Annotated in this window: 12 protein-coding genes and 1 pseudogene; 8 read left to right on the forward strand and 5 right to left on the reverse strand. The window is 66.4% G+C overall.

Annotated features, from left to right (window positions below; genetic code table 11):
- Window positions 1-415: 415 nt before the first annotated feature.
- The 8 genes and pseudogenes from nosR (at window position 416) to ABDJ85_RS11890 (ending at window position 10,480) form a co-directional block, all read left to right on the forward strand.
- Window positions 416-1,726: a response regulator c-di-GMP phosphodiesterase, NosR family gene (gene nosR, locus ABDJ85_RS11855; protein ID WP_347704990.1), complete on the forward strand. Its 1,311-nt coding sequence runs from the start codon at window positions 416-418 to the stop codon at window positions 1,724-1,726.
- Window position 1,727: 1 nt separating this feature from the next.
- The gene (locus ABDJ85_RS11860; RefSeq protein WP_347704991.1) at window positions 1,728-2,291 is read left to right on the forward strand and encodes a response regulator; all 564 of its coding nucleotides are present in this window, start codon (window positions 1,728-1,730) and stop codon (window positions 2,289-2,291) included.
- Window positions 2,292-2,320: 29 nt separating this feature from the next.
- Window positions 2,321-4,399: an ATP-binding protein gene (locus tag ABDJ85_RS11865; protein WP_347704992.1), complete on the forward strand. Its 2,079-nt coding sequence runs from the start codon at window positions 2,321-2,323 to the stop codon at window positions 4,397-4,399.
- 41 nt (window positions 4,400-4,440) lie between these two features.
- A complete protein-coding gene (locus ABDJ85_RS11870) occupies window positions 4,441-6,771 on the forward strand; it encodes a substrate-binding domain-containing protein (RefSeq protein ID WP_347704993.1) in 2,331 nt (776 codons plus the stop codon).
- A gap of 253 nt (window positions 6,772-7,024) precedes the next feature.
- The gene (locus tag ABDJ85_RS11875; RefSeq protein ID WP_347704994.1) at window positions 7,025-7,666 is read left to right on the forward strand and encodes a TetR/AcrR family transcriptional regulator; all 642 of its coding nucleotides are present in this window, start codon (window positions 7,025-7,027) and stop codon (window positions 7,664-7,666) included.
- Complete coding sequence (locus ABDJ85_RS11880) at window positions 7,663-8,610, forward strand: HlyD family secretion protein (protein WP_347704995.1); 948 nt, start codon at window positions 7,663-7,665, stop codon at window positions 8,608-8,610. Before ABDJ85_RS11875 ends, ABDJ85_RS11880 begins: the two co-directional genes overlap by 4 nt.
- Window positions 8,607-9,284 (forward strand): annotated as a pseudogene (gene ccmA, locus ABDJ85_RS11885) (heme ABC exporter ATP-binding protein CcmA); the annotation flags it as partial. The gene ABDJ85_RS11880 and the pseudogene ccmA, both read left to right, overlap by 4 nt.
- 65 nt (window positions 9,285-9,349) lie before the next feature.
- A complete protein-coding gene (locus ABDJ85_RS11890; protein ID WP_347704997.1) occupies window positions 9,350-10,480 on the forward strand; it encodes an ABC transporter permease in 1,131 nt (376 codons plus the stop codon).
- On the opposite strand, the gene ABDJ85_RS11895 is transcribed toward ABDJ85_RS11890, so the two are convergent.
- The 5 genes from ABDJ85_RS11895 to ABDJ85_RS11915 all read right to left on the reverse strand — a co-directional run bounded on the left by ABDJ85_RS11895 (window position 10,477) and on the right by ABDJ85_RS11915 (window position 16,940).
- A complete protein-coding gene (locus ABDJ85_RS11895) occupies window positions 10,477-11,604 on the reverse strand; it encodes a YbdK family carboxylate-amine ligase (protein WP_347704998.1) in 1,128 nt (375 codons plus the stop codon). The genes ABDJ85_RS11890 and ABDJ85_RS11895 overlap by 4 nt on opposite strands.
- Window positions 11,601-12,839, reverse strand: a complete 1,239-nt coding sequence (locus ABDJ85_RS11900) for a cation:proton antiporter (RefSeq protein ID WP_347704999.1) — start codon at window positions 12,837-12,839, stop codon at window positions 11,601-11,603. The genes ABDJ85_RS11895 and ABDJ85_RS11900 overlap by 4 nt, the downstream gene beginning before the upstream one ends.
- A 34-nt stretch (window positions 12,840-12,873) precedes the next feature.
- Window positions 12,874-13,422 carry a peroxiredoxin gene (locus ABDJ85_RS11905; protein ID WP_347705000.1) on the reverse strand — a complete coding sequence of 183 codons (549 nt, stop codon included), beginning with the start codon at window positions 13,420-13,422 and terminating at the stop codon, window positions 12,874-12,876.
- 96 nt (window positions 13,423-13,518) lie between these two features.
- On the reverse strand, window positions 13,519-14,673 hold the full coding sequence (locus ABDJ85_RS11910; protein WP_347705001.1) for a cache domain-containing protein: 1,155 nt from the start codon (window positions 14,671-14,673) through the stop codon (window positions 13,519-13,521).
- Window positions 14,674-14,822: 149 nt separating this feature from the next.
- Entirely contained in the window at window positions 14,823-16,940 is a 2,118-nt protein-coding gene (locus tag ABDJ85_RS11915) for a hypothetical protein (protein ID WP_347705002.1), read from the reverse strand.
- Window positions 16,941-16,962: the final 22 nt, after the last annotated feature.

Genomic DNA, 16,962 nt, shown 5'->3' on the forward strand with positions numbered 1-16,962 from the left:
CCGGCCAAACGACGCTCCACGATCTGGCCACGGCTTGTCTTCACCACAGCGGCCCCCGTGAGTTCAAGGCTCGCCCGATAGGCCTTGTGCCTCGCCTGCGCCGCTAGTTCAGGAATCTGGCATTCAGCCTGCCGCACGCTGGGTAACCCGCGCAGCCTAGCCTGTCCGGGCTGTGGACCTACACCACGCGTTGGGACACCACCCATTTCTGCCACAGCCTTCTTCATAGATCTTCCTTCAGACGCGCGTGTCGCGCCAGGGAAAGAGAGCTACGCACAGGACCGACTGACGACCGATTGAACTCGGTCGCACGTTGTGAGGAGAACTGGGCAGGTTTGCTGCGCGCGCACTGCCAAACACACTTCATTGTCCATGCGGGCCACGGTATGGTGATACCAAGAACGGGAGCGGTGCGATGACGCTTGACACAGTCCAACCCCCGGTCGTCCTCTTTGTCGACGACGAGCCCTCGATCCTGAGTTCGCTGCGTCGCCTGTTCAGACCGCAGGGCTATCGGGTCCTGCTGGCCGACAGCGGCAAGGCGGCGCTGGCAACTCTTGAGACCGAGCCGGTGGACTTGGTGGTTTCGGATATGCGGATGCCGGAGATGGACGGCGCTATGCTGCTGGAGCAAGTGCGAGAGCGCTGGCCGACTGTCGGGCGCTTCCTCCTCACGGGCTATGCCGACATCGGTTCGACTGTGGCCGCCATCAACCGCGGCCAGATCCACCGCTACATCGCCAAGCCCTGGGACGACCGCGATCTCCTGATCTGCGTGCAGGACGGGCTCGAGCGCCGCCGCCTCGAGCAGGAGAACCGCGCGCTGCTGCAGCTCACGCGTCGCCAGAACGACGAGTTGCTGGAACTCAACGCAAAGCTGGAGGCGCGCGTCAAAGCTCGTACTGCCGAGCTGGAGCAGGTCAACGCGATGCTGGAGAACTCGTTCGCCCAGTTGCAGGAAAACTTCCTCCTGTCGATCAACGTGTTCGCAGGCCTGATCGAACTGCGTGCCGGCGGTCTGGCGGGCTACTCGCGCCAAGTGGCCGACTTGGCGCGCCGCACCGCGCGGCGTCTGAAACTGGGTCCTGCGGCGGAAGAGGATGTCTACATCGCGGGCCTGCTACACGAGATCGGCAAGATCGGCTTCCCAGACAGCATGTTGGGCAAGCCGCTGCCAGCTATGTCCGGCGACGAGCTCGCGCTGTACCGCCGCTACCCGCTCAACGGCGAGGCGGCATTGCTGCCGCTGAGGCGGCTGCAGCGCGTGGCGCGCCTGATTCGCCAGCACCATGAACGCATTGACGGCAAGGGCTACCCCGATGGGCTGAGCGGCGGGGAGGTGCCGATCGACGCGCAGGTGATCAGCGTCGTCTGCGACTACTACGCCGCGCAGTCGGGGCGGTTGTCGCTGAAGCGCCATTCGGCCGCTGAGGCGCATTCACTCGTTCTGGGAGGCGTCGGGACGCGCTACCAAAAGGCTGTCGTAGAAGCTTTCGAGCTGGCGCTGACGGACGAACCCACCGAGAAGCCCCAAGACCGCCAACTGCAGCCTCATGAGGTGATGCCTGGCATGGTGCTGGCGCGCGACCTGCTGTCGCCCCAAGGCACCTTACTGCTCGCGGCAGGGTTCGTCTTTGACGTTCGAGTCGTCAGGCAGCTTCGGGAGTTCTCCAGCCGTGAGGGTGTGAAGCTGAATGTGTTCGTGAAACTGGCCGAAGGGGAGTGACATGAGTGAACGCATCCTCCTCGTGGACGATGAGCCGCACATCATCAGTTCGCTGCAGCGCCTGTTGCGCAATGGGCTGAAGGACGCCGCGGGCGAGCGCTACACCGTGGAATGCTTCACGGATGCGACTGAGGCCTTGGAGCGTGCCGGTCAGTACGTGTTTGCGCTGGCCATTTCCGACCATCGCATGCCCGGCATGACGGGTGTGGAGTTCTTGAGCAAATTGCGGCATGTGCAGCCCGATTGCGGTCGCATCATCCTGTCGGGCTATGCCGACCTGAATGGATTGATCGCGGCCATCAACGAGGCGGAGATTGCACGATTTATCTCCAAGCCTTGGGCGGACTTTGACTTGCTCAGTGCTGTGCGGCAAGTGCTGCGCGTCCGCGAGCTGACGCTGGAGAACCAGCGTCTTGCCGACCAGGTGCGCCAGCAGCGCGGCGTGCTCAGCGCGCAGGAAGCGGAGCTGCGGCGGCTGGAGCGCTTGGAGCCGGGCATCACCCACGTCAAATGGGGCAGCGACGGCTCTTTCATCTTGGAAGACCCAGGCGAGGTGGCGATGTGAGTCCGCTGAATGGGTCCTGCCGACTAGCGTTGGAGGCCGTCAGCGCGGCCGTGCTGGTGCACGGCGCTGAGCGCATCGTGTTCGCGAATGAGGCAATGCGTCGTCTGCTTGGCTATGACCTCGATTCGTTGTGTGCGATGCCCCTTAACGGTTGGGCAGCCGAAGAGTTCTCGGAGCAACTTCTAAGCTATTGCCAACGCTGCCTTGCCGAGGATGGGGAGCTACCTGCCATCGAGATTGAGGCTATCACCGGTAGCGGCTCGCGCCGTGCACTGGAGATCAAGACGCATCGGGTCGTGCTCGATGACGAGACCTACGCCGTGCTGACCGGCCAGGACCTCAGCGACATCCGTCACGTGCAAACCAGTCTGCTTGACATTGGGCGCGTCCTGTACCAGATCGTCGAGAACAATCCTGTCGCTTCGTTCGTCATTGACAAATCGCATCGCATCACGCACTGGAATGCGGCCTGCGTGCAGCTGACAGGTCGTGAAGCATCCGAGATGATGGGGCGCGACGATGGGTGGAAAGCCTTCTACGCCGAAGCTCGCCCTTTGCTCTGTGACCTGATTCTGGACGGCACCATCGAGCAAGAACGAGAGCGGTTGTATGGCAAGCGCTGCAACCCGTCGCCGCAAGTCGCCAACGCCTACGAGTGCGAAGCTTTCTTCCCTAACTTCGGTGAAGAAGGGCGCTGGCTTTTTTTTACAGCGGCGGCGCTGGTCGATGCTCAAGGTCAGGTCATCGGCGCCATCGAGACACTGCAGGACGTGACGAGGCGGCACTTGGCCGAGGACGAACTGCGCCGACACCGCAGTGAACTGGAGGATATGGTGGCCGAACGGACGGCCGAACTCCTCACCACTCATCACGAGCTCGAAGCCTTCCTTGAGAACGCTTCGGTAGGAATCATCGCAACAGCCAATCAGCGCATCGTGCGCGGCAACAAGAAGTTTGCCGAGATGTTTGAGCTCGGCGAGTTGTCGCCGCACGGGCTGTCGATTGGGGACTTCTTCAACAGCGTTGCGGACCAGGACGCATTGGGCCAAATTGCCTTCCCAGTGCTGGCCCAAGGGGGCTCTCTGCTGCACGAGATGGAGATGCGCACGCTGGCCGGCAACAAGCTTTGGATACAGTTGATTGCCTATGTTGCCAACTCGGCCGAGCCGACGGCCGGCACGTGGTGGATGTTTCAGGACCGCACTGAAGTGCGCCGTGTGCAACGCGCACTTGAGCGGAACTACGAGCGGATCAAACAGACCAACTCAAGATTGGAAGAGGCACAGAATCAACTGCTGCAGGCCGAGAAGATGGCCTCCATTGGCCAACTGGCAGCGGGCGTCGCCCACGAAATCAACAACCCAATCGGCTTCGTCAGCTCAAACCTGAGCTCGTTGCGTGGCTACATCGAACCGATTTTTGGCCTGCTCGCGACGCTGCGAAAGACGGCGGCCGACACACTGCCTGTAGACATCGTGACTGAGCTGGCCCGCGTCGAGGCGGATGTGGACCTCGACTTCGTTCAGGAAGACCTGCCGGCGCTGCTCGATGAGAGCGAAGACGGCCTGATACGCGTGAAGAAGATTGTGCAAGACCTCAAGGACTTCTCGCGCGTGGATCATGCCGACTGGCAGGATGCCGATCTCAACGCCGGCCTGGATTCCACACTCAACGTCGTCATGAACGAGGTCAAGTACAAGGCCGATGTCTGCAAGAACTACGGCGTGCTGCCGCCGGTGCGCTGCATCGCCGCCCAGCTCAACCAGGTGTTCATGAACCTCATCGTCAATGCCGCTCATGCCATCCCCGAGCGCGGCACGATCAGTCTGTCCAGCCATGCCGAGGAAGACTGGGTTTGCATCGAGGTCCGTGACAACGGGACAGGCATGAGCGACGAGGTCAAGCGGCGCATCTTCGAGCCGTTCTTCACGACCAAGCCGGTTGGCAAAGGTACCGGGCTTGGGCTTTCCCTGTCCTTCTCCATCGTGCAGAAGCACGGCGGTCGCATTGAGGTGGATTCTGAAGTTGGTGCCGGCACCGCATTCAAGGTCTGGGTCCCGGTTCAACCGCCGCTTCCGTCGGCGGAAACTGGGCTCATGCCGCTCTGAAGGAGACACCTTGTACGACGAAGCACCCATCCGGAGGCACGATGCCACACAAGTCTGACACGGGCGGGCTGACCATCGGCGTGTTGTCCCCGTATCTCAGCGGGTACTACTTCGGCGCGCTCTTGACTGAGCTTCACCGGAATGCCTTTGCCTCCAACGTGCAGTTGCTTTCCGTACGTGCCGGCCGCCGCCAGCCGATATCTCTGCCACTGTCCATCGACCTTGTGGACGGCTGGATCGTGGTCCTCGAGTGCGTCAGCGCTGAGCTACTCGACAGCCTGGTGGCCAGCGGAAAACCGGTGGTCAGCATTGGTCACAACTTCCAGCGCCCGGACGTGATGTCTGTCGAAAGCGACAACCGGCAGGCGATCGGCGCTGCCGTCGATTACCTGGTCGCGGATGGGCACCGTTCGATCGCTTGTGTCGGTAAGTTCGACGAGCACGATATCCAGCAGCGTCTGATCGGATTTCGGAGTGCACTCGCGCGTCACGGCTTGCCCTCCTACCCGGCGCTCGAACTCCACACAGATGGATACGGCTACGCTGCCGGCAGACATGGTGTCGGCAAGCTGCTGGCAGGAACCGAGCGCTTTACCGCAGTCCTGGCCTGCACCGACCTGATTGCCGCAGGCGTCGTTGACGCTTTGCAGGCATCCGGATTGCGAGTTCCGGAAGATGTCGCGGTGATTGGCTACGACAACATGCCCTTGACCCGAACCCTTCATCCTGCGCTGGCGAGCATCGACCAGAACATGCCGAGGCTGACGCAGACCGCGTTGGAGTCGGTGTGCGAGCAGGCACGCTTCGGCAAACGCCAAGGCGGCCTCGTGCTGGTCGAGAACGCCTTCATTCCGCGCGCCTCGTGCAGCCCCTCGCTCAGCGAGGCCTCTTCCTGTCTGGAACCACCTCAACAGCAGATATCAGCGGACGAACATGCCAATGATCTCACCATCGGCTATGAGGTGACCAAGGACCTGATCAGCGCAGACTTCGCCAAGGTGCTGGAGCGCATGTGGGTCCTGGCGCCCTATCTCGAATGGGCATGCATCGGTGCCTGGGATGACTTCGGCGAATCTGTCGATCACTTGCGGATTGACGATGTCATCGATCTGCAAACACCCGATTCACGGCAACTGCTCGACAAGAGCGTTCCGATTGCCGCATTTCCTCCGCTGGACCATTTGCCGCAGGTTCCTTGCAAGGAGCGTTTCGCCACCGTCGTGCCGATCCTGTTCAATTCCAGATGGACCGTACTGGCGGTGACGGCATGCCATCGCACCGAGGCGGAAATTGCGCGCTACGCAACTCTGATGCATTACATCGACCTGCTCAGCGTGGCACTTGAACGTTCACTGCTGGACGAGGACAACCGTCGCAGGGAAAACAACATCCGCGAGTTGGCCGACGAACTGGACCGCACCAACCGCTCACTGGAAGAACGCGTCAGATCGCGTACGCGTTCGCTGGAAGAAAAGAACGAAGAGCTGTCCGCCCTGAACGCCCGGCTCTCGCAGACTCAGGAACAGTTGGTGCAATCGGAAAAGCTTGCGTCCATCGGGCAGTTGGCCGCTGGTGTCGCACATGAGATCAACAACCCCATCGGCTTCATCCACTCAAACTTCGGCAGCCTGAAGCGCTACCTCGATCAGGTGTTCGCCGTGGTTGCGGCGTTTGAAGCTGCAGAGACTACGCTGACCGACGAACATGTCCGCGAGAAGCTGCGCGCCACTCGGGAAGAGATGGAGCTTGATTTTCTCAAGACCGATATCCCTGAGCTGATGGACGAATGCCAGGATGGCCTGGCGCGTGTTCGCAAGATCGTCCAGGACCTGAAAGACTTCTCGCATGTGGATCAATCGTCGGAATGGCAATGGGCAGATATCCATCGTGGCATAGATTCGACGCTCAACATCATCAACAGCGAGATCAAGTACAGGGCGGACATCGTCAAGGAGTACGGGGACATTCCTGAAATTGAATGCCTGCCGTCTGAACTGAACCAGGTCATCATGAATCTGGTGATTAACGCGTCGCACGCCATGGAAGCGCGGCGGGGCACCATCACACTCCGCACGGGGCGGGAAGGCGACCATGTGTGGATCGAAGTTGAAGATCAGGGTTGCGGCATTTCCAAAGAGAACCTGCAGCGAATCTTCGACCCCTTCTTCACCACCAAGCCCGTCGGCAAGGGCACTGGACTGGGGCTGTCGCTTTCCTACGGCATCGTGCAGCGGCATGGGGGCAATATCAGCGTGCGCAGCGAGATGGGCCAGGGCAGCACTTTCCGGATCGTGCTGCCGATAGTGCGCACGGAGCACACTTCATCTCTGACATCGACTACCGGCCATCGTCAACCGGTGCCGAACACGTGATCGCAGTTCTCGGTTGGATGCGGCACGTGTTGAAGCGGCCTTGTATTCCACCCGTGTTGCCGCTTGAAATCTAGGTCAGACCCTAGTTCGGGTACAGGCCAATGCCGGCCGTGGACAGAGGTGGCGACGAGTCATCGGTGGTTCGGCTTTTGGAAGTGAAGGCCTCGGTGCACGCCGCGCGCGCTAGCTGCGGCGGAACTCATTAGCCCACCGCACTTGGAGATTATTAGTCAATCGACCAATAATCCACCCCATGCCCCGCCCCAGCCAAGCCCAAGACCAAGCCCTGCTCGACGCCGGCGCGGTGCTGTACCCGAAGCTGGGCTGTGCGGCGCTCTCGGTGCGCAAGGTGGCTGAGGCGGCGGGGGTGAACCCGGCGATGGTGCATTACCACTTCGGGAGCAAAGACGCCTTCCTGACGGCCGTGCTGCAGCAGGTGTACGAGGGCATGTTCAGCCGCTTGCAGGCGGCGAGTGAGCCTGGGCCAGGCGCGGAGGGCGACGTGATGACGCGGCTGGCGCGCACGCTGTTTGCGCTGGGCAGCTTTGTGCGTGAGCACCGGCCGCTGATTGGGCGGCTGTGGGGCGACGCGATGGCGGGGCAGGGCGTGGTGGTGGACTTTGTGAAGGCCAATGTGCCGCGCCACCTGGGCCTTTTGATGACGCTGCTGGCCGAGGCCGAGCAGGCCGGGCGGCTGCGGCCCGAGCCGATGCTGACGCGCCTGTCCTTCATCGCCGGGGCGGTGCTCGCGCCGATGCTGATGCTGGGCGGCGCGCGCGAGATGGGTGTGCTGCCGGCCATGCTGGCGCCGCTGCTGGACGCGCAGGTGATGTCGGACGAGGCGCTGCAGCGCCGCATTGATTGGGCGCTGGATGCCCTGAAGGACTCTCGATGAAGCGGACTCCATTCGTGCTGCCCGTGCTCCTCTTGCTGGCCGCCTGCCAACCCGCGCCTCCCGCGCGCTGGACCGGCTATGCCGAAGGCGAGCTGCTCTACCTCTCGGCCCCCGTGGCCGGCCGCGTGCAGCGCCTGCACGTGGCGGCAGGCGACGCGGTGACGGCGGGGCAGTTGCTGTTTGAGTTTGACCCCACGCTGGAGCAAGCCGCCAGCGCCGAGGCCGAGGCCCGCAGCCGCAGCGCCGCCGCCCAGGCCGCCAACACCGACAAAGGCCGCCGCGAGGCCGAGATTGCAGTGACGCGCGCGCAGCTGGCCCAGGCCCGAAGTAGCGCGCAACTCGCTGCCAGCGACCTGGCCCGCCAGGAGCAACTGCTGGCCCAAGGCTTTGTGGCCCGCGCCCGGGTGGACGACGCGGCCACCCTGGTGCGCCAGACCCAGGCCCGCATCGCCGAGCTGGAGGCCGCCTTGGCCGTGGCCCAACTGCCCGCGCGCCCCGACGAGCGCAGCAGCGCCCGCGCTCTGGCCGACGCGGCCGAGAAGGGCCTGAGCCAGGCCCAATGGCGCGTGCAGGAGAAGCGCCAGACGGCGCCGGCCGCCGGCCGGGTGACCGACGTCTTCCTGCGCCCCGGCGAGTGGGCCAACGCCGCCCAGCCCGTGCTGGCGCTGCTGCCGCCCACGCAGCGCAAGGCGCGCTTCTATGTGCCGGAGAGCGAGCTTGGCGGCCTGCACATGGGTGACACCGTGCGCCTCGCGTGCGATGGCTGCGGCACGCCCATCGAGGCCAAGGTCAGCTTCATCGCGCCGGGGCCTGAGTACACGCCGCCGGTCATCTACTCCAACGCGCAGCGGCAGAAGCTGGTCTTCCTCGTCGAGGCCCGGCCTGTGAAGGCGGAGGACGCTGAGCGCTTGCACCCGGGGCAGCCGTTGGACGTGACGCGATGACGGGCGGAGGCTTGGTCATCGACGTGCGCGGCCTGTCCAAGCGCTATGGCGACCGTACCGTGGTCGACCAAGTGGACATGCAGGTCGGCGCCGGCCGCATCGTCGGCTTCCTCGGCCCCAACGGCAGCGGCAAGACGACCTCGCTGCGCATGCTCTGCGGCCTGCTCACGCCGGACGCAGGCGAGGGGCAGGTGCTGGGGCTGGACTTCAGGCGCCAAGCCGCCGAGGTCAAGCGCCAGGTGGGCTACATGACGCAGAAGTTCGGGCTCTACGAGGACCTCTCGATCCGCGAGAACCTGGACTTTGTCGCGCGGCTGTTCTCGATGCCGAACCGCCGTGTGGCGGTGGATGCCGCGCTGCAGCAGCTCGGCCTCGCCTCACGCGCCACCCAACTTGCCGGCGCGCTCTCGGGCGGCTGGAAGCAGCGCCTGGCGCTGGCCGCCTGCCTCTTGCATCAACCGCGCCTCTTGCTGCTGGACGAACCCACCGCCGGCGTGGACCCCAAGGCCCGCCGCGAGTTCTGGGACGAGCTGCACCGGCTGGCGCGTGACGAGGGCATCACCGTGCTCGTCTCCACCCACTACATGGACGAGGCCGAGCGCTGCGACGAGCTGGTCTACATCGCCTACGGCAAGGTGCTGGCGCGTGGGCAGGCGCAGGACATCGTGGCCGCTGCGGGCGCGAGCGATCTGGAGGACGCGTTTGTGCGTCTCGTTGGGCAAGCGCAGGACAACTTCGCATGATTCAAGCCCTCGCCAGAACTTGGGCGATTGCCCTCAAGGAAGTGCAGCAGATGCTGCGCGACCGGCTGACCTTTGCCATGGCGGTGGGCGTGCCGGTCATGCAGCTCATCCTCTTTGGCTATGCCATCAACACGGACCCCAAGGGCCTGCCCACGGCCGTGGTGGCGGCCGACAGCGGGCCGCTGACGCGCAGCCTCGTGAGCACGCTGCAAACGAGTGGCTACTTCCGCATCGTGGCCTCGGGGCTCGACGAGCGTGCGGGCGACGAGATGCTGCAGCGGGGCGAGGCGCAGTTCCTGATCGTGGTGCCGCCGGACTTTGAAACCCGCCTGGTGCGCGGCGAGCGGCCGGCTCTGTTGGTGGCGGTAGATGCGACCGACCCTTCAGCGTCGAGCAACGCGATGGCGGCGCTGGGGCAGTTGGGGCAGACGGCGCTGGCACGCGAGTTGACCGGGCCGCTGGCCAGCCTGCGTGCAAAGCCAGCGCCGTTCGAGATCCGCATCCAGCGCCGCTACAACCCCGAGGGTCTGTCCCGCTACAACATCGTGCCCGGCCTCGTCGGCACCATCTTGACCATGACCATGGTGATGCTCACGGCGCTGGCCATGACCCGCGAGCGCGAGCGCGGCACCATGGAAAACCTGCTGGCCACGCCGGTGCGGCCCTTCGAGGTGATGGTGGGCAAGATCCTGCCCTACGTGGTGCTGGGGTATGTGCAGCTGGGCGTCATCCTCGGCGCGGCGTATGTGCTCTTCAGCGTGCCCATGGTGGGCAGTGTGGCGCTGCTGCTGGCCTGCATCGGGCTCTTCATGGTGGCGAACCTGGGCGTGGGCTTCACCTTCTCCACCCTGGCGCGCAACCAGCTGCAGGCGCTGCAGCTGACCTTCTTTTTCTTCCTGCCCTCGATGCTGCTGTCGGGCTTCATGTTCCCGTTCAGGGGCATGCCGGTGTGGGCGCAGCACATTGGCGAGGTGCTGCCGCTGACGCACTTCCTGCGCATCGTGCGCGGCATCATGCTCAAGGGCGCCGAGGCGCCCGAGCTGTGGGGCGAGGTCTGGCCGCTGGCGGCCTTCCTGGCCGTGGCGGGCGGCGTGGCGCTGCTGCGCTACCGCCGCACTTTGGACTAGCGCTTGCCCTGCGCGAAGGCGTGGGTCTGCTGGCGCACCAGCTCGGGCAGCAACGGGTCGCGTGCGAACTGCTGGCGCAGCCAGGCTGCGTCGTTGTTGCCAGCCAGGGCGTCGGCGCGCAGGCTCTCAAGGGCGGGCAGGGCTTGCAGTGCCTGCGCGTGCGGTTCGAGCTTGTCCATCAGGCTCAGCAGGTGCTGGCGCAGCGGGATGTGCTTGCCACTGGCGGGGTCCACGTACAGCGCGTCCAGCCCAAAGCGGCAGGCCTGGAAGCGGTTGAAGGTGTAGACGAGGTAGTCGTCCTCGTGCAGGGTCAGCGGCTGCTCGGTGCGCAGCCAGCGCGCCAGGCACTGGATGAAGCCGGCCAGCGCAGCCGCTTTCTGCACGGTGAGCGGGGTGTCCAGCACGCGCACTTCGATGGTCCCGTACTCGGGCTTGGGCCGGATGTCCCAGTAGAAGTCCTTCATGCTCTTGACCACGCCGGTGCGGGTCATCTTCTCGAAGTAGCCGAGGAAGTCGGCCCAGGTCAGCACAAAGGGCGCGCGCCCCGACAGCGGGAAGGCGAACACCGAGTTGAGCCGCGCCGACGAGAAGCCCGTGTCTTGCCCCTGCACGAAGGGCGATGAGGCCGACAGCGCGATCAGGTGCGGGATGAAGCGCGACAGCCCGTGCAGCAGTACCAGGGCCTCGTTCGCGCTGGGGCATCCGATGTGCACGTGCTGGCCAAAGATGGTGAACTGCTTGGACAGGTAGCCATACAGGTCTGACAGATAGGCGTAGCGCGGTGCCTCGAAGATGCGCTGCTCATGCCAGTGCTGGAAGGCGTGCGTGCCGCCACCGCACAGCGCCACCTCCAGCTTGCGCGCGGCGGCCAGCAGGGCGTCGCGCGTGGTCTCCAGCTGGGCCAGGGCCTCGGCGTAGCTGGCGCACACGCCGGTCGAGATCTCGATCATGCTCTGCGTCATCTCGGGGACGACCGAGCCCGGCAGCGCGGTGCGCTTGAGCAGCTTGAGCAGGTCGGGTGCCTGGGGCGAGAGGTTGTAGTCGTGTGTGTTGACGACCTGCAGCTCCAGCTCCACGCCGAGGCTGAGCGCGGCAGAAGGGGCGAAGTCGGGCAGGGCGCTCATGAAGCGCTCCGCGCCGGGCGCGAGTGGCGGCCTTCGCCCGCCCGCGTCAGCGCCCACTGCACCAGCACCGGCCCGGCAATCTCGAGCATGGCCACCGCGCACAGCACCACCGGCATGACGCCCGTGGCCAGCTTGGGAAAGCTGGCACTGAAGTCAGACAGCAGCAGCAAGGCACTGGCCGAAAGCGGCGTCAGCGTCAGCGCCAGCGCCAGGCTGCGCCGCAGGCCCAGGCCCGACCACGGCCCCAACAAGCCGGTGCAGGCCAGCTTGGTCAGCAGGCGCACGGCCACCAGCACCAGGGCCGTCAGCCCGGCGGCCTGGAAGCTGGTGAGGCTCCAGGCCGAGCCACACAGCACGAAGAGCACCAGCACCAGGGCCGAGCCGGCGGTGCCAAAGTGCTGCGGCCAGGACCAGGCGCGCTGGCTGGTGTTGCGCAGCAGCACCCCCGCCAGCAGCGGCACCAGCAGTGACGAGGCGCCCACCTGCCGCGCCAGCGTGGCGCTGCACAGCACCAGGCCCAGCACGGCGAGCACGGCGCTTTCGTTGCGCGGGTCCAGGCGCCGGATCACGACGCCCACGGCCGCCGCCAGCCCGGCCGCCAGCGCCAGCGACCAAGCCACCTGCGCCGCCAGCGACTGCAGGGCCTGGCCCATGCTGGGCGTGTGTTCCGGGTCCAGCAGGCCCTTGAGCAGCACCATCGCGCAAACAGCGGTCATGGTGCTCAGGGCGGTCAGCGCGGTCATGCGCTGGGTGACTTGGCCGTCGGCCCCCACCTCCATGGCCACGCGTCCGGCCACGGCGGCCGAGGCGGGCAGGCAGATCACGGCGACGGCGGCGGCCTCGGCGGCGGTGTAGCCGGCCCAGTGCGTCAACACCGCATAGACGGCCAGCGCCGACAGCAGGCTCTCCAGCATTCCGGTGAGCAGCAAGGGCGGGTTGGCGGCAAACCAGCGCAGCCGCAGCTTGGCGCCGATCTCGAACAGCAGCAGCGACAGCGCCCACTCCAGCACGCCACCCAGCCAGCCCGACACGGGCACCGAGGCCCCATGCCCCAGCAAGGCCGCCAGGCCGCCGGCCACGGTGTAGCCGGTGACGCGCGGCAGCCGGGTGTGCCGGGCCACCACCTCGCCCATCAGGGCGCCCGCCACCAGCAACAGGGCAAAGCCCAGTGGCGCATTCAGGTCCAGCAACTGCAGGAGGTAGAGCTGGCTCAGGCGTTCTAGCGGAGAGGTCATCGGCTGCCCTCGCGGCTGACGGTGGCCTGGAGTCCTACTTGCGCGTGCCGCCCAGCTTCTCGGCCGCCTTGAGCATGGTGCTGATATGGCCGTCGGGGTCCATGGCGGCGTGCACAGCGGCGATCTTGCCGTCAGTGCCGATCAGGTAGGACACGCGGTCGGCCAGCGAGGGGGCCATCTTGAGGGCGCTGTCGTAATCCTTGATGACCTTGCCACCCGCGTCGGCCAGCACGGCGAATTTGTCGCGGCAGGCTTCGGTGGAGAACTTCTTGAGCGTGTCGATGCTGTCGTTGGACATGCCCACCACGGTGGTGCCCAGTGCCGCGAACTTGTCGGTCGCCTCGGCAAACTGATGGGCCTCGACGGTGCAGCCCTGGGTGAAGGCCTTGGGGTAGAAGTACAGCACCACGGGGCCCTTCTTGAGGGCGGCGGCCAGGTCGAACTTGAAGGGCTTGCCGCCCACCGCGCCGTCGGCGGTGAAGACCGGCGCCGGGGCGCCCACGGGCAGCGTCGCTTGGGCCAGGTGGGGCAGGGTGGTGCCGGCCAGGGTCAACAGCAGGGCGGCGATGGAGCGTGGGGACATGGGGGCATCCTTGAAGACGGGAGTGGCGCAGTATGGGCGGTCGCTCGCGCCAGGCTGGTGAAACAGTTGCAAGACCCTGAGGGGCGCTCGGCCTTGTCAGTCGCCGTGCAGGGTGGGGCGGGTGGAGCCGTACTCGCTGGCCTGCTGGGTATGGGCGCGGTGGGCGGCGGCCATCTCGCTCTCCAGCAGGTGGCGGTGGGCCTCGTCGAGCCGGCGCAGGGCGAGGGCGGCGCCGGCAGCCCCAAAGAGCAAGGCCACGGTGGTGGCCAGGCCAAGCGCCACGGCGGTGTTGCGGCTGCTCTGCCAGGACTCCAGCGCCGTGCTCGTGGCCGTGGCCACCAGCACGGCCAGGCGCGTGCCCGCCACCTCGCGGAAGGCGACCTGGCGCTCGGTCTGGTCCAGGCTGCTGGTGGAGATGAAGCTGCCCTCGACACCGAGTTCCATGCGCTCAAACGGCACGCCGGGCGACATGGTGGCGCCCACGTCCACCGGCCGGCCATCACGCACGCGGGCCCGCACCACGCGGTCGCGGCCGATCAGGGTCAGCGTGCCGTTGCGGCCCAGGTCCACGGTGCGGAACAGGGCCTCGAAGTACCCCGGGTCCACCGAGGCCACGATCACGCCGCGAAAGCGCCCCTCGGCGTCGGTGATGCGGCGCGAGAGCTGGATGGTCCAGCGCTTGGACACCTTGCCCAGCACCGGGCGGCTGACGAAGAGCGCGTCGGGGTTGATCAGGGCCTCGCGGGCGCCTTCGTCGCGCTTGGCATGGACGAGGAAGTGCTCGCGGTCACTGATGGAGATGCCGCGCAGGTGCGAGCCGCTGGGGTCGAGGTTGCTGGCCAGCATCTGGCCGTCGGCGTCGGCCAGCGCCAGCTGCACCAGGATGCGGGGCGACAGGCCGGTCTCGTTGGCATAGCGCACCAGCTGGGGGGGCAGGCCCGGAGTGGCCAGTACCTCGTCGCGCGCGCGCAGCGTGGCCTGGTTGACGGTCTGCACCAGCTGGGTCGTCTGCTCGGCCAGCAGCCGCGCGATGTTGAGGTTCTGCCGCGCCTCGGCGTCCAGCTCCTTGTCGCGCCGCTCGCACAGCGAGCCATACACGGTGCCCCACAGCACGCACAGCAGCAGCAGGGTCGCCGCCATGATGGCCGGCAGGTAGCCGCGCATCAGGCTGGGCGCCGGGCCCGTCTCAGGCACCAGGCCGGCGTGGGCTCGGGGGGCGCTCGGGCTCTCCTCGGTCTGCGGTTCGGGCATCGTTCCACCGTAACAGGTCAGTCTGGGGGCAGCAACCTGGCCCGGGCACGCGGATGGAGGGGCGGCCTGGGCAGTGGAGCATCATCGCCGATGCCCGCCGGGCGCCGACGGCAGCGGGCCCGGCGACGGAAACCCGTGCGCCGCCGGTATCAGGGCAAAGGGTGGAATCCTTCGGCCCGCACCTGCCAGCGGCCATCACGCGGGAACCCCGGCGCGGCACCGGGCGGTGCGCCATCCCAGCCACCGGCCATCATCGCCACGGCGGCCAACAAGGAGCTGTTGCCTGGCAGATAGACCGGCAGGTCGGTGTTGGGGTTGTGGCCGCTGGCGGTGTAGCCATTGCTCGGGCCATCGCTCTTGAGCAGCACGTCCACCGCTTGCTGCGGCTGGCCCAGGCGCGCGGCGGTCATGGCGATCATGGGGTAGTCCCAGCCCCAGATCTTGGTCTGCCAGTCCCACTGGGCCAGCACGGCATCCAGGGTGCGTTGCATGACGGCGCGGTCCACGCCGTCGCCGGGCAGCAGGCCATAGGCCATCAGGAAGGACGGGTGGTCATGGCGGCTTTCGATCCTGTCCCAGGTGTCGGGGGCCGACTCCAGCGCCACGTACTTGCCGTCCTTTTGCGGCAGTGCCGCCAGTCGGGTGCGCTTGTCTTCCCAGTCGGGGCGGCGTGGCAGGCCGAGCCGCTCGCGCCACTGCTGCGCGACCTCCAGCCCGCGTGCCCAGGCACTCAGCTCATAGGCCGGGTTCATGCTGGTGGCCGGGTCGTAGAGCTCCTGCGCGATCCAGAGCGGCGGGCCCAGCACATAGCGCTCGCCATCCCGGTGCAGCATCGAGGCCATCGCTTCGGCCGTGGCCGATACCAGCTCTTCGTAGCGCTTCAGCGTGGCCTGCGAGGGGGCATTGCGGTACAGCAGCTCGGCCAGCAGGATCACGTGCGGCTGGTTCCAGACGATCAGCGGATTGCCGCCCGGACTCTCGCGCCCCTGGGGGCCGATCATCTTGGGCCAGCGCGCGCCCTGCAGGCCGCGCGACTGCGCGATCTGACGGGCCACAGGCAGAGAGCGCTGGTACCAGCGCAAGGCGTTTTCGAGGTACTGCGGGCGACCCCACAGCGCAAAGTGCGCGGTGTGCCACCACAGCATCTCGGTGTGGTTCTTGCCGTACCAGCTGGTGGTGGTCAGCCCGCTTTCCTGCGGCGGGAAGTCGCCACCGAACTGGATCGCGGTCAGGTACTGCGACAGCACCACGCGCCGCTCCAGCTCGGCCGCGCGCGGGTCGGTGCTGCCGCTGAAGTCAACCGCTGCGCCGCTGCGCCAGAAGCCCGTCCAGTGCGCGGCACTCTGGGCCATGACGGTGGCGGTGTCTTCGCTGTCGCCAAGGGTGCCCGGCGCGTAGGACAAGGTGAAGTCCAGCACCTCGCCGCGCGCTGGCGCGACCCTGAAGGTGTGCGGCGCGGGGCGGGACAGCTTCATCGCCGTGCCGGTCTGCAAGGCCACGCGGTATTCGGCCTGGTCGCGCACATGGCGCAGCACCAGCCGGCGAGGGGCCCGGGAGACGACAGTGGTGGTGTGGGACTGAGGCTCGCTCCAGTCCAGCGGCGGGTTGTACTTGACGGCCATGTCGTAGCCGCGCGGCAGCGCCAACTGCACGGCCAGCTTGCCCTGGGCCAGCAAGGGCGAACGGATCTGCACCGCCAGCGTGTCGCGCGTCGGGCTCACGGCAGTGACCACGCTGACAAGCTGCCCATCCACCGTGAACCGGCTGGTCAGCATGCCGCGCCACAGGTCCAGCGACTGGTCGATGGCCTGGATGTTTTCGAGGCGCAGGGCGCTGCCGTCACCGCGCCGCAGACCGAGCTGGCTCAGCGGCCACGCATGGGGATTGCGGCGCAGCCAGGTGGCTGCCGGCCCCTCCATCACGGTCGGGTAGGCCACCGTCTTGCCATGCGACAGGTAGTCCCGGTTGGCGTCGGCCAACTGATGGCGGTGGGGGTTGGGGTCTTCATGCCATGACCAGCGGGCTTGCGTCTCGAGCGCGATGCCGTGCTGGCGGTAGTGCTGGGGGAAGGTCTGCAGGCCAGTGACGTCGGCAGTGAAGCAGAACTGACCATTGCCCACGCTGAGCGGTGCCAGCGGATCGACGCTGTGAAGACGTGGGCTGTTGCGCGCGACCAGCGCTTGCCGGTCGATGAGGTCAGCGCCCAGCGCGGCAGCGCATGCCGCCATCAAGGCCACTGCCAAGGTCACTGCCGGGGCCAGCCTCATCGTCGTAGTCATAGCTTTCATC

Origin of the sequence: Roseateles paludis, from assembly GCF_039872745.1 — a bacterium.
Lineage (GTDB): Bacteria > Pseudomonadota > Gammaproteobacteria > Burkholderiales > Burkholderiaceae_C > Pelomonas > Pelomonas paludis.

Coding starts and splice junctions, on each gene's coding strand:
- ABDJ85_RS11895 (WP_347704998.1), bottom strand. CDS start 11,604: ATGAGCGCCCTGCCCGACTTCGCCCCTTCTGCCGCGCTCAGCCTCGGC.
- ABDJ85_RS11880 (WP_347704995.1), top strand. CDS start 7,663: ATGAAGCGGACTCCATTCGTGCTGCCCGTGCTCCTCTTGCTGGCCGCC.
- nosR (WP_347704990.1), top strand. CDS start 416: ATGACGCTTGACACAGTCCAACCCCCGGTCGTCCTCTTTGTCGACGAC.
- ABDJ85_RS11910 (WP_347705001.1), bottom strand. CDS start 14,673: ATGCCCGAACCGCAGACCGAGGAGAGCCCGAGCGCCCCCCGAGCCCAC.
- ABDJ85_RS11875 (WP_347704994.1), top strand. CDS start 7,025: ATGCCCCGCCCCAGCCAAGCCCAAGACCAAGCCCTGCTCGACGCCGGC.
- ABDJ85_RS11870 (WP_347704993.1), top strand. CDS start 4,441: ATGCCACACAAGTCTGACACGGGCGGGCTGACCATCGGCGTGTTGTCC.
- ABDJ85_RS11905 (WP_347705000.1), bottom strand. CDS start 13,422: ATGTCCCCACGCTCCATCGCCGCCCTGCTGTTGACCCTGGCCGGCACC.
- ABDJ85_RS11890 (WP_347704997.1), top strand. CDS start 9,350: ATGATTCAAGCCCTCGCCAGAACTTGGGCGATTGCCCTCAAGGAAGTG.
- ABDJ85_RS11900 (WP_347704999.1), bottom strand. CDS start 12,839: ATGACCTCTCCGCTAGAACGCCTGAGCCAGCTCTACCTCCTGCAGTTG.
- ABDJ85_RS11860 (WP_347704991.1), top strand. CDS start 1,728: ATGAGTGAACGCATCCTCCTCGTGGACGATGAGCCGCACATCATCAGT.
- ABDJ85_RS11915 (WP_347705002.1), bottom strand. CDS start 16,940: ATGAGGCTGGCCCCGGCAGTGACCTTGGCAGTGGCCTTGATGGCGGCA.